Consider the following 21,696-nt stretch of genomic DNA (forward strand, 5'->3'; position numbering starts at 1 on the left):
CACAGCTGCACCCTGAGTCTGTCGCCTGTTCACAGCATGCGTACTTGTCAATCTGACACTTGTATGTCCAGCAAATCTCCCGCAGCGAGCTTGGTGAAATCTGTCAAGGTGGCGCCATTTGTCGGGTGCCTGTTGTCATGATCAGGCGGTCGAAAAGGGCCGCTCCGGTCGCAACTCCGAACATCTAGCGGGACACGATGCGACGCAGGTTTTCCAGCAGCCATGAGTGAAGTGGACTGTTGGCATCACGCGCATGTCGAACCGCATGCAACTGAAACTCGCCGACCTTTATTGGCAACGGCTTGTAGGTGATTTCAAAACGTTGCTCGTTTCTTTGGGCGACACGCTCGGGCAGGGTCATGACAAGATCCGAGTTCTCGATGATCGAGAGCGCCGAAAAGAGCGACGGCACAATCGTGCGGATGTTTCTCTTGAAGCCTTGCATTCGGAGTACTTCGTCGACCCGGTTTCGGATCAGACCGTGAGGAGACACAAGCAAGTGGTCTGCCTGCGCCATGTCCTCGAGTGTCGGGTTTGCGGTCAACAGGGGGTGGCCGCGACGGCCAGCCAGAACGTAGTTCTCCGAATAGAGGTCCTCGACGACAAATGTCGCGTCGTTTCGTGGTGGGATATCAAAATATCCAATGGCAAGGTCGAGCCGTCCCTGCACAAGCGCGTCAAGGGCCTCACTATAGACCAGAGGGTAGGCATGGACATCGATGTTCGGGCTGAGAGTGCGCATTTCGATAACAAGCTTCGGTATCACTGTCGTCAGTTCGTAATCGAATGCCCCGATCCTGAGATCGGTCGCCGTGGAACGCGGATCGAATTCTTCCGGATCTTCGAGGGTCTCTGAAAGCAGCCGTACAATTCTGCGAATCCTGGGTTCCAGCTCATGCGCCAGCGATGTTGGTTCCAACCCATGCGCGCGGCGCAGAAAGAGCGGATCGTCATAGAGCGTGCGAAGACGCTTCAGGGCATGGCTGACCGCCGGTTGGGTCAATCCCATCTCGCGGGCAACGTCCGTTGCTTTGCGATGACGCATGAGGCCGAGGAAGATCAACAGGACGGTCGTGTCGATCAATCTCAAATTAATGTTGTTTATATCTGCCATAGATCTTTTTCATTATACTGAATATTTCTTTTCGTCTAGCCTCCTTGCAAGCGCATGCAAAGCGTGAAGAGCCACACTCGGGAGGCGCCGTATGGCTGAGATCAGACTTCGTAATATCTGCAAACGGTGGGGCAGCTTCGTAGGTGTCGACAACTTCGATCTGACGATCGCAGATCGAGAGTTCCTGGTTCTGCTGGGCCCGTCGGGCTGTGGCAAGACGACGACGATGCGGATGATTGCGGGTCTGGAAGACCCCACGGATGGGGAGATCACCATCGACGGAAAGGTCGTCAACAACCTCGAGCCGAAGGATCGAGATGTGGCGATGGTGTTCCAGTCCTATGCGCTCTACCCGAACATGAATGTCTACGAGAACATCCGCTTTCCATTGAAGGTCCGCGGCGTCGATCCTTCGACACATGACGAAAAGGTGCGCCGCGCCAGCGCGATGGTCGAACTTGACGAGTTCCTGCACCGCAAGCCCGCCGAACTGTCGGGCGGTCAGCGGCAGAGGGTGGCGCTGGCCCGGGCAATCGTGCGTCAGCCCAACGTATTCCTGATGGATGAGCCGCTGTCGAACCTGGATGCCAAGCTCCGCGTCTCGACGCGAGCGCAGATCAAGAACCTGTCCCACGAACTTGCGGTTACGACCATCTACGTGACCCACGACCAGATCGAGGCCATGACGCTGGCCGACCGAGTTGTCGTGATGAAAAACGGCATCGTCCAGCAGGTCGGAAGTCCGACCGAGATCTATGACAAACCGGCCAACACCTTCGTCGCCAGTTTCATAGGCAGTCCAGCCATGAACCTGATTGAGGGTCAGGTCCAAGGCGGGACCTTCCGTGCTGACCGCACCGAAATTTCGGGCCTCTCCGTGCCGGATGGCGCGATGTCACTGGGCTTCCGTGCCGAGGATGCCTCGGTTGTCGAGAGCGGCGGGCAGATCAACGCACCAATTTATACGCTGGAATTGCTGGGCGACGCGACCATGGTCACTGTCCGCATCGGCGGCGCGCTGGTCAGTGTCCGGGCCGAAAAGGCCTACCGGGCCGAGATCGACGACATGGTCTCGATCCATGTGCCTCACGAGATTTGCCATCTGTTTGACGGTTCGGACGGAGCGCGAATTGGGGCCTGAGGCCCCGCCAACCATCTGGCCCGATCAAAGGGGCAGTTCCGGGATGCGCACCTGCAATGCACATCTCAACCAATAGAGAAAACAGGGAGACAAGAATGTTCTTCAAGAAGATCGCAATCACCAGCGCGATGGCTTGCTTGATGGGTAGCGCTGCTTTCGCGGATGGCCATGCCGTGAACTGCGGGCCCGAGGGGCAATCGATCCGCATCCTCGCCAGCGACTTCCCGGCAATTCACGCCGTCGCGGGCACCGCCGAGGAAAACTGTGGCGCGGCTGCGGCTGAATTCGTTCGAAACCACACGACCGAGGCGCGCGACATCATGAACGCGGCGCTGACGCCGAACCCCGCGGAGTACACCTCGGTCATCGTCGCAAATTCCACTCTTACCCAGTTGATGAACGACGGACTTGTCCGCCCGCTCAACGATCTGGTCGAGGCCTATGGCGATAACATTCCGTCAAACCTTCAGATCTCGATCGACGGGAACGTGATGGCCATCGCATTCATGGCTAACGCGCAGCATCTGTATTCCCGCACCGACATCCTGGCGGAGGCCGGGATCGACGAGGTTCCGACCACCTATGAAGACGTTCTTGCCGCGGCTGAAGCGATCCGCGCCGCCGGGATCATGGAACATCCGATCGTGATGAACATGCAGGTTGGCTGGAACATCGCCGAGACGTTCAACACAATTTATCTTGCCCATGGCGGCGAGTTCTTTGAGCCGGGGACCGCTAACCCGGCAATCAACAGCGAGGCCGGTATTGCTACGCTGGAAATGATGGCCAGGCTTGCCGAATATGCGCATCCCGATCACCTGAGCCAGGCTTCGAACGAGACCCAGGCCACCTGGGAGGCAGGTCAGGCCGCGCTCGGCATCATGTGGGGATCCCGCGGGGCCGTGATCCTCGATGCAGAAGGTGCTGTTGAAGGCGTGACCGAGAACACTGTTCTCTCCTCGGCCCCCATCGTCGAAGGTATCGGCGTGCCCGGTGCGACGCTCTGGTGGGACGGCTTCACCAATGCGGCCAACGTGCCGGATGCTGAAGCTGAAGCCACCTTCGCGGCCCTGGCAAGTGCCCTCACTCCGGAAATGGTCGAAGCCCACAACGACGATGCCGTCTGGCTTGTGGAGGGGTTCGTTCCCGGTCCGGCTGCATCCGGTGTAGATGAGACCGCGCAGGGTGGGGCACGGCCGTACCCGATGGTGCCGCAGATCAACCTTCTGCACAATGCGCTCGGCGCTGAATTGTCAGACTTCATGCAGGGCAACGAGAGCGCCGAACAGGCGCTGGCCGATGCCGAGGCGGCATATGTCACCACTGCCACCGAAGCAGGCTTCTTGCAGTAGTGCTGGTCTGATGGCGGGGCCGGACATGGCCCCGTCAATCCCAATTAAACCGTGGGGCAACGCCGTGAAACACAAGACATTTTTCTGGTTCATCTTGCCGACCTTATCGGCAATGGTCCTGTTCATCGCTTTGCCGATCGTGTCCGTATTTATCCAATCCCTTCACGTCGAACATGAACAGGTCCTGGTCACCGTGGAGAACTGCGGCCCCTTCGGCTGTACCGAAGGCGTCGCGGTCGATCAGGAGGCGACAGAGGCACTCCGCGAAGAAGCTCCGCTTGGCCGCTTCAACGGATTGGGCACCTACACAAACCGATCCCACCTTGCCTTCGGTGAACTTGCCGAGGCATGGGCCACGACCGATACTATCGGCGAATTCTGGAACCGAGTGATGAGCTTGCCCTTTTACCGGGCACTGACTTTCACGCTTACATATACCTTTGTCGTCACACCCTTCGTCCTGATGCTTGGTCTCGCTATCGCAGTGGGGGTCAACAATTTGCCCCGAATGTTCAAGGGGATGACGATCTTCATGTCACTGCTGCCAATGATGGTGCCGCCGGTCGTGGGCTCGCTCATCCTGCTTTGGATGGTCGATGCCGAGGGGATAATCGGAGCGACGATCCAGAATTTGTTCAACGATCCGTCGCTCAGTATCAGGGCCTCGCGGACGCTGATGTGGATCATGCTGATCGTCTACGGGATTTGGTCTTCGATCCCCTTCAGCTTCATCGTCTTCTACGCCGGGCTTCAAACCGTACCCGAGGACACGCTGGAAGCGGCGCAGATAGACGGCGCTTCCAAATGGCAGCGCATGCGTCACGTGGTCGTGCCGCACCTGATGCCGCTCGTGGTCTTCATCACTCTCATTCAGCTGATGGATAACTTCCGTGTCTTCGAGCCCATCATCAGCTTCCAGGCGGGAGCTTATGCCCAGTCGCTCAGCACGATCATCTACAATGACCTGCGAGAGGCCGGGAACCCGCTCTATGGCTCGGCCGGTGCAACTTCGATCCTGACCATCATCGGTGTCGTGATCCTCCTGTCGCCTGTCCTAGTTCGCACGTACCGCGACTTCACCCGAAAATCGACGCATTGAGGAGGGCCGAAGACATGGCAACCAAAGCACAATCCCGCTTTACCGCGCTCAAGGCCTTTTCGATCACGTTCGTGGTCCTCTGGCTGCTCATAGCCTCGTTCCCGTTTCTCTGGACGCTATGGGGCAGCTTCAAGGTTCAGTCGGACTTCTTCTCACGCGCGGACTGGACCAACGCGCTTTACGGCGTGTTTACCCGGCAGGAAACCGGCGGCGCCTTCACCACACGGGGCTATTACGGTGCATGGGTGCAAGAGGAATTCTGGCGTGCCGTGTTGAACACCGTCATCGTGGTCTTCTTCACGGTGATCATCTCGCTCACCTTCGGCACGTTGGGCGGCTATGCGCTTGCGCGGTCGGGCTTCCGCTATGCGTTCTGGATTCTCATGCTTGCGCTCGTCTTCCGGGCAATGCCGCATATCACGCTGGTTTCCGGTTATCTTCTGCCCTTCTTCGAGTGGAACGTCTGGGGCATTCTACCCACCACGATCATCGTGCTTGTGGCCATCAATCAGCCGTTCACGCTGTGGATGCTGCACTCATTCTTCAAGAATATCCCCAAGGACATGGACGAAAGCGCCATGGTGGATGGTTGCACCCGCTTCCAGGCATTCCGGCACGTCATCATTCCGGTGATGTGGCCCGGAGTGATCACCACGGGGTTGTTCTCGTTCCTGCTCGCCTACAACGACTTCGCCGTGACTGCGATGCTGCTCAGTTCCGAAAACCAGACGATGATCCCCGCGGTTGTCAGCTTCCTTGGCACTACGCAAGAGGCAGGAAACGTCATGTATGCGGTCGCTGCGGTTGTCTCGGCAACGGCGCCTCTCTTCGTGCTGGTCATGTTCTTCCAGCGCCAGATCGTCAGCGGCCTGACCGCCGGCGCGGTGAAGGGCTAGTGCGATGAAAGGTTCCAGACCCGAACAGGCGGTGCTCAGCAAAGACACCGACATGAGCAAGACCGAGGAGACCCGCGCGGTGATCGAAGGCATGGTCGACGGGCTTAATGACCACCGGATCGACGATATCGGCCAGTTCTTTGCCGAAAGCTTCCGCTGGATGGGAAACCAGGGCTGCGGCACCAAAACCGGGCTGAGGGAATTCCAGGATAATTGGCAGCGCCCGTTCCAGGCCGCGTTCTCCGACAAGACCTGCGTCGACGAGGCCCGGCTTTACATGGGCGAATGGGCCGCCGCCTTCGGGCGGCAGGAGGCTACCCATTCCGGCACCTTCATGGGCATCGCGCCCACCGGCAAGCGGGTGCAGATCCGGTACATGGATTTCTGGAAGGTCGAGAACGGCAAGATCACCGACAACTGGGTGATGGTCGATTTCCCGCATGTGCTGGCCCAGTTGGGCCATGACGTTTTCAACGGCGAGGGCTGGGAAGCCTTCGACCGGGGCGAGAAAACTCCGCCCAGACCCGCAAACTGAGGATCACTGAGATGAGCATCGAACGCATCAAGACATCGAAACCTGAAACCGACCGCGCCGAAGACGACACCAAGGTACGCGGCATCGTCGAAGCCGGCCTGAAAGACATCGAGGCTCGCGGCGACGCCGCAGTCCGCGAGATGAGCCAGAAGTTCGACAATTATGCCCCCGAAAGCTTTCGCCTGACACAGGGTGAGATCGAAGGTCTGATGTCCAGGGTGTCGGCACGCGATATGGAAGACATCAAGTTCGCGCAGACCCAGGTGATGAATTTTGCCCGGTCGCAGCGGGACTCGATGAAGGATATCGAGGTCGAAACCCTTCCTGGCGTGATCCTCGGGCACAAGAACATCCCCGTGCAGTCGGTCGGGTGCTATGTGCCCGCCGGAAAATTCCCGATGGTCGCCTCGGCGCATATGTCGGTGGCAACGGCAACGGTCGCGGGTGTGCCCCGTATTGTTGCTGCGACTGCACCCTTCAAGGGTGAGCCGAACCCGGCCGTCATTGCCGCCATGCATCTGGGCGGCGCGCATGAGATCTATGCGCTTGGCGGCATTCAGGCCATCGGTGCCATGGCCATCGGAACGGAATCCATCGACCCGGTGCATATGCTGGTCGGACCCGGCAACGCCTTTGTCGCCGAGGCCAAACGCCAGCTTTACGGGCGCGTCGGCATCGACCTGTTCGCCGGACCGACCGAGACCATGGTCATCGCCGATGACACGGTGGATGCTGAGCTTTGCGCCACCGACCTGCTGGGTCAGGCAGAACACGGTTACAATTCGCCGGCCTGCCTGATCACCAACTCGCGCCAACTGGCCGAGGCGACGATGGCGGAGATAGACCGCCTGCTGGACCTCCTCCCGACAGCTGAAACCGCCTCGGCCAGCTGGCGCGACTATGGCGACGTGATCCTGTGCGACACGCACGAAGAAATGCTGCAGGTCGCCAATGACATGGCTTACGAGCATGTGCAGGTCATGACCGATCGCGACGACTGGTATCTGGAGAACATGCACAGCTACGGTGCCTTGTTCCTCGGCCCGCGTACCAACGTGGCGAACGGCGACAAGGTGATTGGCACCAACCACACGCTGCCGACCAAGAAGGCCGGGCGCTATACGGGCGGGCTCTGGGTGGGCAAGTACCTGAAAACCCACAGCTATCAGAAGATCACGACCGACGAGGCGGCGGCGACGATCGGCGCATACGGCTCGCGGCTCTGCATGCTGGAAGGCTTCGTGGGCCACGCCGAGCAATGCAACATCCGTGTGCGCCGCTACGGCGGCAAGAACGTGGCCTATGGCACGGCGGCCGAGTGACGGACATGCGAGACGACGTGATGGACGTTCACACGAAGAACAAGGCCGTGCTCGCGCCGCTGCGCGCGTCGATGGTGGATTTCGACGCGGACGGCGTCCGCACTGCACTGCGTTCGGTCCTCGCGCCGGACGCGAAGATCCACATGCCGCACCCCTTCGGGGACTTTGAGGGGCCGGACGCCTTCTATGAGACCTGCTATGCGCCGCTCTTCGAGGCCATACCGGACCTCGAACGCCGCGACTGGATCGTCATGGGCGGGCCGGATGAGCATGGCGGCGACTGGGTCGGCTGCGGCGGACATTACTTCGGTACCTTTGTCGCCCCCTGGCTCGACATCCCGCCTACCGGGCACCTGACCCACATGCGCTTCCACGAGTTCTACCGGCTTGAAGGCGGCCGCGTGGTCGAAATCCAGACCCTTTGGGACATTCCCGAGGTGATGATGCAGGCCGACGCCTGGCCGATGGCGCCCAGCCTCGGGCTGGAGTTCTGCATTCCGGGTCCGGCAACACTGGACGGGATCGTGCCGGGACCGTGGGACGCGGAAAAATCCCGCGCATCGCAGCAGCACATCATCGACATGCTGGCCCATCTCAAGAAGCACCCGAGTCAAGGTGGGCCGGAAGTGATGGAGATGGAGCGTTTCTGGCACGAGCGCATGAACTGGTACGGCCCCGCCGGCATCGGCACCGGCCGCGGCATCGCGGGATTTCGCAACTGGCACCAGATCCCCTTCCTGAACGGGATGCCGGACCGCGGGCAATACCTGGACGAAATCACTTATCACTTCTTCGGCGATGGCGATTATGCCGCTGTCACCGGTTGGCCGAACATGATCCAGACGGTCACTCACGACGGTTGGATGGGGATCGCACCCTCGGGTAAGAAAATCACGATGCGGTCGCTGGATTTCTGGCGGTTGGAGAATGGCAAGATCCGCGAGAACTGGGTCATGGTCGACATACTGGACGCCTATCGGCAGCTAGGGGTCGACGTCTTTGCTCGGCTACGCGAATTCAACAAGGTGCGCGTACCGGGCCGAATTCCCTTTCCTGTTGGAGCCGCCTGATGGAGCTTCCGCGCACCCCGTCGTTCCGGTTGGACGGCAAGCGCGCGCTTGTCGCCGGCGCCTCTTCTGGCATCGGGCTGGCCTGTGCCGTGGCACTGGCAGAGGCCGGCGCAGAAGTGGTGTTGGCAGCTCGGTCGGCCAGCAAGCTGTCCGCGTTGGCCGACGCGCTGATCGCTTCTGGCCACGCGGCCACGGTGCTGTCGCTCGACGTCTCTGACATTGCGGAGATGGAACGCGCCGTGGCCGCGCACGGCCCCTTTGACATTCTCATCAATTCCGCCGGGTTGGCACGTCACTCCCCCGCGTTGGAAACGACGGAGTCCGATTTCGACGCGGTGAGCGACCTCAACGTGAAGGGCGCCTATTTCCTGACCCGCACCGTCGCCAAGGGTTTGGCCGACGCGGGCAAGCCCGGCTCGCTGATCAACATATCCAGCCAGATGGCAAAGGTCGGCGGGGTTGACCGCGCCGTCTATGCCGCCACCAAGCACGCCGTCGAGGGCTTCACCAAGTCGATGGCGATCGAGTGGGGGCCCCTCGGTATCCGCGTCAATACGATCTGCCCCACGTTCGTCGTCACGCCATTGACCAAACAGACCTTTGATCGACCCGAGCGCCGCGCCTGGGTCGAGGAAAAGATCAAGCTTGGGCGTATCGGTGAGGTTGAAGATGTCATGGGCGCGGCCGTCTTCCTTGCATCCGACGCGGCGGCGCTGATCACCGGCACGGCGCTGATGGTGGACGGCGGTTGGACGGCGGATTGATGGTGGGTGAGGCATGACCGAAACCAGGATCACTTCGCTCGACGTAGCTCGGCTGGCCGGTGTCAGCCAGTCGGCAGTCAGCCGGGTCTTTACCCCCGGCGCCTCGGCTTCAAAGAAAACCGTAGATAGGGTGCGAAAGGCCGCCAAAGAGCTGGGCTACCGCCCCAACGTCCTCGCCCGGGCAATCGTGTCAGGCAAGAGCCGGATCATCGGTCTGGTGGTCGCGTATCTGGAAAATCAGTTCTATCCGCAAGCGCTGGAAAAGCTGTCGAACGCTCTGCAGCAGGAAGGCTACCATGTCCTGATCTTCCTCACCTCGCAGAAGCACGGCAAGATCGATGACGTAGTTGACGAGATGCTCGACTACCAGGTTGACGGGATCGTCTTTGCTTCGGTTGCGATGTCTTCTGACATCGCACGGCGCTGTCAGAACGCCGGCGTGCCTGTCGTGCAGTTCAATCGCCGTGAAGACCGCAAGGGTATTGCCGCCGTTACATCCGAAAATTTTGCTGGCGGCAAAGCGGTTGCCGAGTTTCTTTTGGCCGGCGATCACAGACGGATTGCCTACATTGCTGGCTGGGAAGGCGCCTCCACGCAACGCGACCGCGAGGCGGGTTTCCTTGAGGGTCTGAAATTGGCGAACCGCGCCCTGTTCGCGCGTGAGGTCGGGAACTTCGATTTCGAACAGGCGAAGGCGGCCACGCGCGCCATGTTCGACGTTCCAGAGGATCGCCGACCAGACGCGCTGTTCGTCGCCAACGACCACATGGCCTTCATCGCGATGGATGTGATCCGGCACCAATTGAGCCTGAGCATTCCCGGTGAGGTATCCGTCGTAGGATTTGACGACGTGCCCTTGGCGGCCTGGCTATCATATAATCTGACCACCGTACGCCAGCGCGCCAAGCAGATGGTCGAGGAAACCGTCAGGGCGCTGCTCGAGCAGATCGAAGCCATCGATACGGCCATAACCCGAAACATCGCTGTCGAGGCTCCGCTGATCGTGCGCGGATCTGCCCGCATTCCAGAAGGATGGACTGACAAATGAACGCTCCGATGAAGGGCTTTGACCCGAAATTCGTCGATTTCCCCGATTACATCATCGGGATCACCAAAGAGATATGGGAAGACCGCGGCATCGCGACCCTGCATGATTATTACGCGCCCGACATCGTGGTGCGGTCGCCTGCCTCCGTTGTGGTCGGCAATCAGGACGTGATCGGCGCAACCATGGCGACGCTGGCCGAGTTTCCCGACCGAACGCTATTTGGCGAAGACGTGATCTGGTCCGGCACGCCCGAGGCGGGAATGCTGTCGTCGCATCGGCTGCATTCGACCGCGACCCATGCCTATCCCGGCGTTTACGGCGCGCCGTCGGGCAAGCAATTGCACTACCGCATCCTGGCCGACTGTCACGCCATCGACAACCAGATCAACGACGAATGGCTGATCCGCGATCAGGGCGCCATCGTGCGGCAACTGGGCTGGGAGCCAAAGGAATTCGCCCGAGACCTGATCGTCCGCGAGGGCGGTCCGGAGGCCTGTGTTGAACCGCTGACGCCCTCCAATGACGTGGAAGGCCCCTACGAGGGCACCGGAAACGACAACGAATGGGGTCAACGTCACGCAGACATCCTGACGCGGATCATGAGCGCGGATTTCACGGTGATCCCGGAAGCCTACGACCGTGGCGCAAACCTTTCCTATCCCGGCGGGCTGGAGACGCTGAGTTTTGACGGCGCCGACCGGTTCTGGATGGGGCTGCGCGCGGCCTTCCCCAATGCCACGTTCACTATCCACCACAAGATTGGACGCGAAGACCCGATGATGCCGCCGCGCTCGGCCATCCGTTGGAGCCTCCATGGCAAGCACGAGGGCTGGGGGACCTTCGGTACGCCGACGGGTGCCGAGGTCTATGTGCTCGGCATCAGCCACGCCGAGTTCGGGGCATTGGTGGGCGGGGAACCGAAGCTGCGCCGCGAATGGACCTTGTTTGACGAAACCGCGATCTGGAAGCAGATCCTTCTGAAGACGGGTGACGTGTGATGCCTTCGCCGTCCGAAGCTCTGCGCCGCATTCACGGCTTTCTCGGCAGCAGGCGCGCACGGCGGCTGAACCTGCGGCCGCCGGGGCAGGGGTCCTTCACCTTCTGACCCCAACCGAAATACAGGAACAGTCTGATGACACCCCAGGAAATCGAACAACGCATCGTCCGCTATGGCGATCTTCAACCCTGCAAAACCGCCTTCATCGATGCCCATACGCCGGGCAGCGACCAGAAGGAGAACTTCACCATCATCGGCGGTGGTGTGTCCGAGTCGCCCGACCAGCACGTGCATATCTCGATCCCGCACGGCTTCAACATCGGCGCCGCGGGACAACCGCCCAAGTGCCGCAACTCGCTGCATGACCACCACACCGCCGAGGCGTTCTTTGTCCTCTCCGGCCGCTGGCGCTTCTTCTGGGGGCGCTGGGGGGATGCCGGAGAGGTCACGCTGGAACCCGGCGACATCTTTAACATCCCGACCGGCATCTTTCGCGGTTTCGAGAACATCGGCACCGATTACGGGATGATCATGGCGGTCCTCGGCGGTGACGATGCCGGGGGCGGCGTGATGTGGGCGCCGCAAGTGATCGAGGATGCAGCCGATCACGGGCTTGTCTTGGGTGAGGACGGCAAGCTTTACGATTCCAAGCGCCAGCAGCGCCTGCCCGAGGGGGTCAAACCGATGCCGGTGATGACGGACGAAGAACTGGCCAAACGCCCGGAGCCCACGACCGCCGATGTGCTGCCCAATCACGTCGCCCGCTACTGGGACATGGTCGCGCTGGCGGACAGGAAGCCCTGCAAGGTGATCGGCGAAACGGGTCTGCTCAAGGACAAACCCGGCTTTGAGGTCGATTTCATCACCCGCGGCTCGGCGACCGAGGCCAAACACAGCCACGATCGCCCTTCCGTCCTGATGCCCGTCAAGGGCCATTGGCGCGTGGACTGGGACGGCGGGGCGACGACGCTTGCGCCCGGCGACACCATGTCGGTGCCCGAGGGGCTTGCCCATTCCGCCGTGCCTTCGATGACCGGCGAAGCGGCGCTTTACCACATTGTCGGCACCGACGATCCGGCGGGGCCAAGCTGGTCGGGACAGTGAAGCGCAAAGGGAGGTCCACACGATGACGCCGCTCGTTCTTCTGCCCGGCATGATGTGCGACGCGCGGCTCTTCGGGCCGCAGACCGCGCATTTCTCGGGAGGGCGTGCCGTGCACCACGCGCCGATCTCGGGCGCGGACAGCGTTGAAGCGCTGGCCGCCTCGGTGCTGGCCGGGGCGCCGGAACGCTTTGCCCTGGCGGGCCTGTCGATGGGCGGGATCGTCGCGATGGAGGTGCTGCGGCAAGCGCCGGGGCGCATCGAACGCATCGCACTGCTTGACACCAACCCTTTGGCCGAGGCCGACGCCGTCAAGGCCCGGCGCGGCCCGCAGATCGACAAGGCCCGCTCGGGCCGCATGGCCGAGGTCATGCGCGACGAGATGATGCCGAATTACCTTGCGGATGGACCGGGCAAGCCGGCGTTGCTCGATCTTTGCATGGAAATGGCGCTGGATCTCGGGCCAGAGGTCTTCATCCGGCAATCCATCGCCCTTCGCGACCGCCCGGATCAGAGCGAGACGCTGCGTGGCTTCGACGGACCGGCTTTGGTCCTTTGCGGTCGGCATGACGTACTCTGCCCCGTAGCGCGGCACGAATTGATGGCCGGTCTGCTGACGGGCGCGACACTCGCGATCGTCGAGGATGCGGGGCACATGCCGACCTTGGAATAGCCGAACGAGACCAATGCGGCGCTTGAGCGCTGGCTGGAGATACCATGACACCCGACCTTCTGGACCTTCTTCGCAAGGTCGACACACCCACTGTCTGCAACGCCATCGAAGTGGTCGAAGGCAAGCGCGGCTTTGATCGCTTCACGCGTGGCACGGTGCTTTGCAGCGACCCCGGTGCAGGCGCAATCATAGGCGTGGCGCGCACCGCCAAGATTGCTGCCGCCGCCCCGCCGGACGAAGCGCCGGAGGTGATCAAGACCAGGCGGATGGACTACTACCGGCATATGGCGACCGGACCCCGGCCCGCTCTGGCGGTGGTCGAGGACCTCGACGGCGCGAATGCCGTCGGCGCCTATTGGGGTGAGATCAACACCAATGTGCACAAGGGTTTCGGCCTTGCCGGGGCGCTCACCAACGGCGTGATGCGCGACCTTGGCGATCTGCCTGTTGGCTTCCCGGTCATCGCCGGCTCGATTGGTCCGAGCCATGCTTCTGTCCATGTGCGCGAGATCGGCACACCGGTCACAGTCTTCGGTTTGACCATCGCTGACGGCGAATTGGTCCACGCCGATCGCCATGGGGTGCTGGTCGTCCCGCAAGACTACGTGGCCGAGCTGGGTGCCGCGATCACAAAGATGCAGGGCACCGAGGCGATCGTGTTGGAGGCCGCACGCGCGCCGGAGTTCGATTTCGATATGTTCGAGGCCGCTTGGGCCGCTTTTGAGAAAGCGCGCACCTGAACGTCCGGCTTTGGGAACGAAACTGGTGTGATCGGACCCGCAGCCAGCAATGTCCTCACTCAGACCAAAACCAACTCGCGAGTGAACATCAACAAAGGAAACTTCATGCCCCGACTACTTCGCTTCGGCCTTCTGGCTTGCGCCGCCTATTTTGTCTGTATGGCGATAGCACATTTCTTCGGGATCAAGGTGCCGATCCTGTTCGTCTATTACGATACTCCCTTCTACGCGTATCAGGACAAGATCATCTCTTTCGCGGTACTCAGCTATGTCGGCCTGTTCTACGCCGCTTCCCGCGACATCAAGGTCGTTCCAATTGCCTTGGCCGTGCTCGGCCTCACTGCGCTTGGACTCGCATCGGTCAACACGTCGGATGCATTGGCATCCGTGCTGACCGAGGGGCAGTCGGTTTGGCCTTACTGGGCACAGACCGGCATGATTGCAGGCCTCTGGGTCATTCTGACCGTCCTCTACCTGAGGCGCTCAGAGACCTGACCGCCGCCTGACAGACCGATGCCGGCCCTGTTCCGCAGATATGCCGTACGTCTTTCTCTTCACTTCAGCCCGGAAGCAACACGGACAGGAGGCTACCAGTCGCGCGGTCGCGTGCGGTCGAGCTCCGGGCTGATTTCGATAAATTCTTCCTCGTCCCCAGGTGGCAGTCTGAAAGGACCGTTCGACCAATCCGCCGCCTTCCAGTCCTGCTTGGCCTGCTCGATCCGGTCCTTCGAGGAGGAGACGAAGTTCCACCAGATGTAGCGTTTCTCGCTCAGCGTTGCGCCTCCCAGTGCCATGAGCCGTGCCCCCTGTTGCCCGGCCTTGACCGAAATACGGTCGCCGGGACGAAAGACCATCATCCGGCCAGCCTCGAAGGTGTCGCCGCTGACCTCGATGCTGCCTTCGGAGACGTAGATGCCGCGATCCTCGTGATTGTCGGGCAGGGGAAAGGAAGCGCCGGGCTGAAGGACGACGTCGAGATAGAAGGTTTCGGATTGCATGGTGACGGGGCTGGCCTTGCCATAGGCCTCGCCAAGGATAAGCCGGGCGTTGGCGCCACCGTCCTGAAACTGCGGCAACGCATCCGCCTTGTGATGCTCGAAATCCGGCGCCATCTCTTCGCGGTCCTCGGGCAGTGCGATCCAGGTCTGGGTGCCGAAGAGCTTGTGCCGCGTCGCGCGGGTCTCATCGCTGGTGCGCTCGGAATGTGTCACGCCGCGGCCTGCGACCATCCAGTTGACCTCCCCGGGGTAGATCATCTGGTGAGTGCCGAGGCTGTCACGATGCTCGAATTCGCCCTGGTAGAGATAGGTCACGGTGCCGAGACCGATATGCGGGTGCGGACGCACATCGATACCGCCATCGGTGATAAACTCGGCCGGACCCATCTGGTCGAAAAAGATGAACGGCCCCACCATTTGCCGAGCAGGCGAGGGCAGGGCGCGCCGCACCTCGAACCCACCCAGATCGCGGGCACGCGGGATGATCAGCGTATCGATTTCGCCGGTTTGTCCCGGGGGGCATTCGGGTTTATGTGTCGGGTTCCAGCTCATTTTCGTCCTTTCTCTCGACGCGGATCCTCTTGTCGAGTGCTTGTGAACGCGTCTCCGGAAGTGTGCCGCAAGACCGGCGCTTTGTTCACCACTGGATTACGTCTTCCACCTCGTCCCGGTGTTTCCGGGCATGGGCCCGAACAAAGGGACAGAGGGGTACGATCCGTTGGCCGCGTTCGCGGGCATCGGCGATCAGTCGATCGGCAAGGAGGCGCGCAACGCCCATACCTCTCATGCTGTCCGGTACGAAGGTATGGTCGGCGATGATCAGTTTCGGCGTTACCTTGGACAGGGTCAATTCCGCCTCTCCCTCCGCCTCCGGTGTGGTTGCCACGTAGCGCCCCTTGGTGTCCGTTTCGGAATAGTCGATCTGCACATTGGTCATGTTGCGGATTCCTTGCTTCATATGAAAACTGGGGCACGGCACGTCGCGCCCGCAATCTCTCATCGCCACGGCGCGGCCGATGAGCGGGTGACATCTTTCTTAAGCATTCCGGCGGCATCATACGGCCGAGAACAGGACTTTGAGGGCCAAAAGCTCAGGTTGGCGCAAGTCGTGCCCACCATCATGGATCTCGGTTGCGACCTCTGCGCCCTGCTTCGCGTACCAGTCGATCAGACCTTCGGTCAGCGGCCAGGGGCAGATCGGGTCGCGTCGGCCAGCCGCGATGAGTACGCGGGTTCCGGCAAGGCCAGGGTTCGGTGTCGGTTTCCAAGGGATGAGCGGGTGCAGCAGCCCGACCCGGTCGAACAGGTCCGGGTGGCCCATGGTGACCGAAGCAAGGATATTTGCCCCGTTGGAATAGCCGAACCCATAGACCGGGCTGCCGAGGTTCCTTGCCTTGTGCTCGGCGACGTAACGCGCCATCGCCTCGGTCCGCCGCGCGAGGTCTTCCATGTCGTAGACGCCTTCGCTTGTCCGGCGGAAAAAGCGTGCGGCGCCCATCTCTGAGACGTCCCCTCTGGGCGAGACGATGCCCGCTCCGGGGAGAAGTTGTCCGGCGAGTTCGAAGAACTGTGTCTCGTCCCCGCCGGTGCCGTGGAAGGCGAAGATCAGCGGTGTGCCCTCTTGCGGGGGCTTGGTCAGGGCCGTGTAGGTATCTGTCCGCATGGAACTGTTCCTTATGCAGCGATCGGGGGCAGCAGCCGCTCGATCTGGGCGCGGTGCGGCTCGTAACGGGTCGGCAACTTCAGTGCTTCACCCAGATGCGCCGTGTCTTCATCGCGGTCGAACCCGGGTTCGTTGGTTGCCACCTCGAAGAGCACACCACCGGGGGTCCGGAAGTAGATCGCCCAGAAGTAGTCCCGGTCGATCACCGGGGTGACCTGGTAACCTGTGTCCATCAGCTTGCGGCGCACCTCCTGCTGTGCCGCCCTGTCTTCTACGGCAAAGGCAATGTGGTGGACCGATCCGGCGCCTTGTCCCGCCGTTCTGGCACCCGGCAATTCCTCGATGTCGATGGTATCCGCCGCGTTGCCGCCTTCGATCCTGTAGCGCGTGATTGCGCCATCTTTTTCATCCTTCTGGTAACCCATGAAGGTTAGAAGCTCGCCAGTCGCGGCTGCATCGCGCAAGCTGAAGCGCGCGCCGTGAAAGCCAAGGATGCCCGCGTCTTGCGGCACATCCGTCCCGGACCAGGGCGTGCGTTCGCGCACATCGCTTTCCACCAGCGCAAAGCCGTCTCCGTCCGGGCCATCAAAGCTGAGGCGTGCTTCCCCCAGGAAGTTGCCTTCGGTCAGGCCGGTCACGCCTTGCGCGGCGAGGCGTTCCCTCCAATAGCTCAACGCGCCTTTTGGCACGGCGAAATCTGTCACACCCACCTCGCCGGTGCCACGACGGCCCTTGGGCATCTTGCCGAAGGGGAAATAGGTCATGACCGAGCCGGGCGTGCCGATCTCGTCGCCGTAGTAGAGGTGATAGACCTCGGGAGCGTCGAAATTTACCGTCTTCTTGACCCGGCGCAGGCCGAGCGTATTGGTGAAGAAGGCATTGTTCTCGCCGGCATCGCTTGCCATCGAGGTGACGTGGTGCAGGCCCTTGATTTGCGTGATCATCTCTTTGCCTTTCTGATCGGCTGCTATTGTCGACACAAATATAGGGCAAGACATCATTTCGAATAATCGAAATTATGTTGCATTAACTATTGTCAGAAATGTAATAATCTGCAGATGCAGGATCTCAAGCCTATCCGGGTATTTCTGACGGTGGTCGAGCTCAACAGCTTTGCCGCCGCTGCCCGCAGCCTCGGAATGACACCGGCCTCGGTCACGCGCATCGTGGCCCGGTTGGAAGAAGACCTCGGCCAGCAGCTTCTGGTACGCACTACGCGGCGGGTCTCCCTGACGACAGCTGGGGCGATGGTCGCCGCGCGCTATCGTCCGGTTGTCGCGGATTTCGACCAGATTACCGAAGAAATTGCCCGGGCAGTTCGTCCGGACCGCGGACGGCTATCGATCAACGCGCCGATGTCACTTGGCTTGCGGCTGATGCCTTCGTTGGTTGACCGGTTTCGGCTGGCCTATCCGAATATCACGTTGGAAGTGCACTTGACCGATGCGCTTGTCGACATCGTCGAGGAGCGCTGCGACCTGGCCGTCCGCATTTCGGGCCCACCAAGCGATAAATCGACCATTTGGCGCAAGGTCTGCGAAGTCCCGCGTCACCTGGTGGCGGCACCCGAATTGTTCAACCGTGTCCCGCGGCCAAAGTCGCCGGAGGATCTCGATCCAGCAGTGTGCATGTCCTATTCATCGACGGGAGGGGCCGAAAGCTGGAAGCTCAGCTATGGCGGACGAAACCGAAACGTGCTCGCCGGGGACTCGGTCGTCAGCAACAATGGCGACTTTCTGTACGAACTGGCAAAGGCCGGGAATGGCATCGCGCTTCTGCCAGACTTCATCACCAGCGAAGGAATCGCCTCTGGCGAGGTCGAGGCCATTCTGGCCGATTGGGCTGCTCCCCCTCTTTGGCTGACTCTGTTCTATCCACCTTACGAGGTGCTTCCGCCGCTGGTAGCGACGTTCTCGGATTTCTTCGAAGCACATCTAAGAGAAGCGACAGGGCTGAACTTTGAAGCAATTACCTGATTGGCCGGTCCGGTGGCTTTCCAGGGGAACAGGTCATGTGTCGTTCATGGACCACATGACACCAGCGTTCGTTCGAGTAATGCCTAAGTTAATGATATTATAAGAAATTTAAGTAATTTTTGGTGCGGGCGGCGGGACTCGAACCCGCACGGGCACAAGGCCCAACAGATTTTAAGTCTGGTATGTCTACCAATTCCATCACGCCCGCATCCGCATAAGCCCTAAAGGGGTGCTGCCGGGATGACAATGGAGGAGGGGCCTTCGCCGTCGTGCGCGCCCCGGATTGGGGGTCGGAGCGCGCAGCTTGTGTGACGTAAAGTACACTTACCCGCCAAGCACACAGCGGATGCGTCAGCTTTGCCAAGAAATTCTTAACGTTTCGTTAAGCGCATTCGCAGAAGAGGGCGGTTTTCGTTTTTCGGGTTAGCTCCCTCGTCGGGCGCTTTAACAGGTCTGCTGTTACAGCCCTTCGTATGAACAGATCGCGTGGACCGGCACACCCATCGCCTCGACCTTGGCGCGACCTCCAAGGTCGGGCAGATCGATCACGAAGGCGCAGCCGATGACCTCGGCGCCAAGGCGCTCGATCAGCTTGATGCCGGCCTCTGCGGTGCCGCCGGTGGCGAGAAGATCGTCCACGATCAACACCTTGTCGCCCGCCTGCACCGCGTCGTCGTGGATTTCGACGACAGCTTCGCCATATTCCAGCTTGTAGGCCTGTTCGATCGTGGCGGCAGGCAGCTTACCCTTCTTGCGCACGGGCACGAACCCCTTCGAGAGCTGGTGCGCGACCGCGCCGCCGAGGATGAAACCGCGCGCCTCTAGCCCCGCGACGGCGTCAATCGTCTCGCCCACGAAGGGCGACAGCAGTTGGTCCACGGCCAGTCGGAAGCCGCGCGGATCCTGGAACAGGGTCGTCACATCGCGAAACAGAATTCCTTCGTGGGGGAAGTCGGGGATGGTGCGGATATAGTCCTGCACGGTTTTCTGGGCGATCATGGGCAGGCTCCGGGGTTAATTGTCGTCAGGCTCTGGCACGCCGGGGCGGGGATAGTGACGGCGCAGCGCGCTCGCGTCCTGTCCCCGCAGGCGGGTCATGGAATTGCCGTTCTCGGCGAAAATGGAAAGCTCGTAGGCGGGCGAGGCCACGTCGGTCACGAGACCCAGGGATTGCACCAGTTCCTCCAGCACGACCGAGGCGATCTCGCGCCGCCGGATGTCCTGGCTGATGGCGATGGTGGCCGCGATGATCTCGCTGCCGCGCGAGCGGATCGCCACCCGCCCGATGGCGATGGAGGAGCCGTCGAGCTCTTCGACCCCGGTGTCGCTGATGGTGCCGCCCTGGGGCGTGTCGACAAGATAGAAGGGGATGTCGATGTCGCCCTCGTAGACCCGCTCGAGATAGAGATGAGCGCCCGCGCCGTTGATCTCGGCTATGGCCGCGTCAATCGCGGCATCGACGATATCGAAACGGTAATCGCGAAAGCTCTCGGCGGTGTCGGCGATGCCCACGCGCAGGGCGAGGCGACGGTCTTCCGGCCAATAGATCAGCGGTTTGTTGCATTCCCCACCCGGCGGCGCGGCGCAGGCGACGAGGCGGTAGAAGGCCTGGTCCGAGATTGCATCGGGAACGGCAATGAACTCCTGCGCCAGGGCCGGGCGCGGGATCGGAAGGGTGATCAGCAGGAGACAAAGCAAAGCGCGCCACATGGCGGATGTCATGGCAATACCGGGGCACCGGATCAAGCGCGCGATGTGCTTTGCGCCGGACCTGTTGCGCGGGCGCATAAGTTTCGTGCAAGCGGCGGGTGGTAGAGGGTTAGGCGGTCCAACGGGTGACGTCACCGCGCACCCCTGACCAGTCGCCCAGTCCCAATACGCGGGCGGGGTTCGTCGGCGGCGGCATTGTCACGTCGGTCAAAAGGCGAAACCCGAACCGCTGGTAATAGGGCGCGTCTCCGACCAGAAGGATGCGCTGCCAGCCGCTCCCCTTTGCGGCGTCGAGGCTGGCGTTCATCAAAAGGCCACCCAGACCCTCGCCCTGACGGGTCGGGTGGACGGCGATGGGGCCGAGCAGCAGGGCTTCGGCAGCCCCCACGCGCACCGGCCAGAACCGCACGGCCCCCGCCACGATGTCGAGATCGTCGCGCGCCACGAGGCAGAGGTCCGCCACGGGGGGCACGTCGTCGCGCAGGCGGTAGCTGCTCAAGGCCTCGCGGCCCGGGGCAAAGCAGGTGTCGTAAAGCGCCTCGATCTCGGCCCGGTCCTCGGGGGTTTCTTGGGAAAGCCTGTACATGCGCGGGCCCGGTATTAGCTGCTACCTCTGGCCTCCCGCGTAGCACGGGGCTAGGTCTTTGCCAAACCACTACAATTCGAGAGAGCCCGCTGATGTTTTATCGCCCCGAGGATGGCCACGGCCTGCCGCACAACCCCTTCAACGCCATCGTGACGCCGCGCCCGATCGGCTGGATCTCGACCCGCGGCGCGGATGGCGGCGAGAACCTCGCGCCCTATTCCTTCTTCAACGCCGTGGCCTATGAGCCGCCACAAGTGATGTTCGCCTCCACCTCTGCCAAGGAGGATCGGGGCGATACGAAGGACAGCGTGGCGAATATTCGCGAGACCGGCGTCTTCTGCGTCAACGTGGTGGAATACGCCGCGCGGGACGCGATGAACGAAACGTCAGGGCCATGGCCGGCGGAAGAAGATGAATTCACCCGCGCCGGGATCGCGCGGGCGGAATGCGCGGAGATCGCCTGCTCCCGGGTGGCCGAGGCGCCGGCAAATCTCGAATGCCGGATGACCCAGATCGTGAAGCTGGAAGGCGCCCACAACTTCGTGGTTTTCGGCGAGGTGGTGGGGGTGCATCTGCGCGAGGATTGCCTGGTGGAGGGGATTTTCGACGTGACCCGCTTCAACCCGCTCTCACGAATGGGGTACCGGGATTACACCGTGGTGCGGGAGGTGTTCTCCCTGAAGCGGCCCGGGGAGAAGTGAGCGACCTTGGGCGGGCGATCCGGGGCTGATCGGCCCTCCGGGGGGAGTTGTATTGGCCAAGATGAAGGGCGGAGCGAGGGGCTGCTTGGCGGAAGGTGGCGGTTTGGGTTCTTGGCGAGGCGTATCTTGGGGTGAGGGATCTTGCCGGTCTTCGGGGCGTGTCGTTCGGGAATGCGTGTCGTCGGATATGCTGCTGGGAAATAGTCAGCC

General features: G+C 61.5%; 24 protein-coding genes and 1 tRNA gene. 16 read left to right on the forward strand and 9 right to left on the reverse strand.

Annotated elements, in window-relative coordinates; genetic code table 11:
* Positions 1-184: 184 nt before the first annotated feature.
* Entirely contained in the window at positions 185-1,114 is a 930-nt protein-coding gene (locus tag KYE46_RS06480) for a LysR family transcriptional regulator (protein WP_219004294.1), read from the reverse strand.
* Positions 1,115-1,205: 91 nt separating this feature from the next.
* Here KYE46_RS06480 and KYE46_RS06485 point away from each other — a divergent pair, with 91 nt between their 5' ends.
* The 14 genes from KYE46_RS06485 (at position 1,206) to KYE46_RS06550 (ending at position 14,347) form a co-directional block, all read left to right on the forward strand.
* Complete coding sequence (locus KYE46_RS06485; RefSeq protein WP_219004296.1) at positions 1,206-2,255, forward strand: ABC transporter ATP-binding protein; 1,050 nt, start codon at positions 1,206-1,208, stop codon at positions 2,253-2,255.
* A gap of 95 nt (positions 2,256-2,350) precedes the next feature.
* Positions 2,351-3,607: an extracellular solute-binding protein gene (locus KYE46_RS06490; RefSeq protein ID WP_219004298.1), complete on the forward strand. Its 1,257-nt coding sequence runs from the start codon at positions 2,351-2,353 to the stop codon at positions 3,605-3,607.
* A gap of 64 nt (positions 3,608-3,671) precedes the next feature.
* Positions 3,672-4,706, forward strand: a complete 1,035-nt coding sequence (locus KYE46_RS06495; RefSeq protein ID WP_219004300.1) for a carbohydrate ABC transporter permease — start codon at positions 3,672-3,674, stop codon at positions 4,704-4,706.
* 14 nt (positions 4,707-4,720) lie between these two features.
* On the forward strand, positions 4,721-5,602 hold the full coding sequence (locus KYE46_RS06500; protein WP_219004302.1) for a carbohydrate ABC transporter permease: 882 nt from the start codon (positions 4,721-4,723) through the stop codon (positions 5,600-5,602).
* A 4-nt stretch (positions 5,603-5,606) separates the two neighbouring features.
* On the forward strand, positions 5,607-6,137 hold the full coding sequence (locus KYE46_RS06505; RefSeq protein ID WP_219004304.1) for an ester cyclase: 531 nt from the start codon (positions 5,607-5,609) through the stop codon (positions 6,135-6,137).
* Positions 6,138-6,148: 11 nt separating this feature from the next.
* A complete protein-coding gene (hisD, locus tag KYE46_RS06510) occupies positions 6,149-7,459 on the forward strand; it encodes a histidinol dehydrogenase (protein ID WP_219004306.1) in 1,311 nt (436 codons plus the stop codon).
* Between the two features lie 5 nt (positions 7,460-7,464).
* Positions 7,465-8,529 carry an ester cyclase gene (locus KYE46_RS06515; protein WP_219005038.1) on the forward strand — a complete coding sequence of 355 codons (1,065 nt, stop codon included), beginning with the start codon at positions 7,465-7,467 and terminating at the stop codon, positions 8,527-8,529.
* Positions 8,529-9,293 carry an SDR family NAD(P)-dependent oxidoreductase gene (locus KYE46_RS06520; RefSeq protein ID WP_219004308.1) on the forward strand — a complete coding sequence of 255 codons (765 nt, stop codon included), beginning with the start codon at positions 8,529-8,531 and terminating at the stop codon, positions 9,291-9,293. Before KYE46_RS06515 ends, KYE46_RS06520 begins: the two co-directional genes overlap by 1 nt.
* Before the next feature lie 13 nt (positions 9,294-9,306).
* Positions 9,307-10,341, forward strand: coding sequence for a LacI family DNA-binding transcriptional regulator (locus KYE46_RS06525; RefSeq protein WP_219004309.1), 1,035 nt, complete (start codon positions 9,307-9,309; stop codon positions 10,339-10,341).
* Positions 10,342-10,349: 8 nt separating this feature from the next.
* Positions 10,350-11,339 (forward strand): nuclear transport factor 2 family protein, encoded by a 990-nt coding sequence (locus KYE46_RS06530; RefSeq protein WP_219005039.1) that lies wholly within the window; start codon positions 10,350-10,352, stop codon positions 11,337-11,339.
* Between the two features lie 134 nt (positions 11,340-11,473).
* Entirely contained in the window at positions 11,474-12,442 is a 969-nt protein-coding gene (locus KYE46_RS06535) for a cupin domain-containing protein (RefSeq protein WP_219004310.1), read from the forward strand.
* 22 nt (positions 12,443-12,464) lie between these two features.
* Positions 12,465-13,112: an alpha/beta fold hydrolase gene (locus KYE46_RS06540; RefSeq protein ID WP_219004311.1), complete on the forward strand. Its 648-nt coding sequence runs from the start codon at positions 12,465-12,467 to the stop codon at positions 13,110-13,112.
* 44 nt (positions 13,113-13,156) lie between these two features.
* Positions 13,157-13,852: an RraA family protein gene (locus KYE46_RS06545; protein ID WP_219004312.1), complete on the forward strand. Its 696-nt coding sequence runs from the start codon at positions 13,157-13,159 to the stop codon at positions 13,850-13,852.
* 105 nt (positions 13,853-13,957) lie between these two features.
* On the forward strand, positions 13,958-14,347 hold the full coding sequence (locus KYE46_RS06550) for a hypothetical protein (protein WP_219004313.1): 390 nt from the start codon (positions 13,958-13,960) through the stop codon (positions 14,345-14,347).
* A 92-nt stretch (positions 14,348-14,439) separates the two neighbouring features.
* Here the strand turns inward: KYE46_RS06550 and KYE46_RS06555 are convergent, their stop codons facing one another.
* From KYE46_RS06555 to KYE46_RS06570, 4 genes are all read right to left on the reverse strand, one after another.
* The gene (locus KYE46_RS06555) at positions 14,440-15,402 is read right to left on the reverse strand and encodes a pirin family protein (RefSeq protein ID WP_219004314.1); all 963 of its coding nucleotides are present in this window, start codon (positions 15,400-15,402) and stop codon (positions 14,440-14,442) included.
* An 85-nt stretch (positions 15,403-15,487) separates the two neighbouring features.
* Positions 15,488-15,808 (reverse strand): GNAT family N-acetyltransferase, encoded by a 321-nt coding sequence (locus tag KYE46_RS06560; RefSeq protein ID WP_428845078.1) that lies wholly within the window; start codon positions 15,806-15,808, stop codon positions 15,488-15,490.
* A gap of 96 nt (positions 15,809-15,904) precedes the next feature.
* Entirely contained in the window at positions 15,905-16,513 is a 609-nt protein-coding gene (locus tag KYE46_RS06565) for an alpha/beta hydrolase (RefSeq protein WP_219004315.1), read from the reverse strand.
* An 11-nt stretch (positions 16,514-16,524) separates the two neighbouring features.
* A complete protein-coding gene (locus KYE46_RS06570; protein ID WP_219004316.1) occupies positions 16,525-17,457 on the reverse strand; it encodes a ring-cleaving dioxygenase in 933 nt (310 codons plus the stop codon).
* Between the two features lie 114 nt (positions 17,458-17,571).
* Between KYE46_RS06570 and KYE46_RS06575 the strand changes: the two genes are divergently transcribed.
* Positions 17,572-18,489: a LysR family transcriptional regulator gene (locus KYE46_RS06575; protein ID WP_219004317.1), complete on the forward strand. Its 918-nt coding sequence runs from the start codon at positions 17,572-17,574 to the stop codon at positions 18,487-18,489.
* Positions 18,490-18,609: 120 nt separating this feature from the next.
* On the opposite strand, the gene KYE46_RS06580 is transcribed toward KYE46_RS06575, so the two are convergent.
* From KYE46_RS06580 to KYE46_RS06595, 4 genes are all read right to left on the reverse strand, one after another.
* Positions 18,610-18,697, reverse strand: a tRNA-Leu gene (locus KYE46_RS06580).
* A gap of 251 nt (positions 18,698-18,948) precedes the next feature.
* On the reverse strand, positions 18,949-19,488 hold the full coding sequence (locus KYE46_RS06585; RefSeq protein ID WP_428845079.1) for an adenine phosphoribosyltransferase: 540 nt from the start codon (positions 19,486-19,488) through the stop codon (positions 18,949-18,951).
* Positions 19,489-19,503: 15 nt separating this feature from the next.
* A complete protein-coding gene (locus KYE46_RS06590; RefSeq protein ID WP_219004319.1) occupies positions 19,504-20,199 on the reverse strand; it encodes a DUF2927 domain-containing protein in 696 nt (231 codons plus the stop codon).
* A 109-nt stretch (positions 20,200-20,308) separates the two neighbouring features.
* Positions 20,309-20,785, reverse strand: a complete 477-nt coding sequence (locus tag KYE46_RS06595; protein ID WP_219004321.1) for a GNAT family N-acetyltransferase — start codon at positions 20,783-20,785, stop codon at positions 20,309-20,311.
* A 92-nt stretch (positions 20,786-20,877) separates the two neighbouring features.
* Between KYE46_RS06595 and KYE46_RS06600 the strand changes: the two genes are divergently transcribed.
* Entirely contained in the window at positions 20,878-21,486 is a 609-nt protein-coding gene (locus KYE46_RS06600; RefSeq protein WP_219004323.1) for a flavin reductase family protein, read from the forward strand.
* Positions 21,487-21,696 lie beyond the last annotated feature (210 nt).

The organism is Gymnodinialimonas ceratoperidinii (assembly GCF_019297855.1).
Classification (GTDB): Bacteria; Pseudomonadota; Alphaproteobacteria; order Rhodobacterales; family Rhodobacteraceae; genus Gymnodinialimonas; species Gymnodinialimonas ceratoperidinii.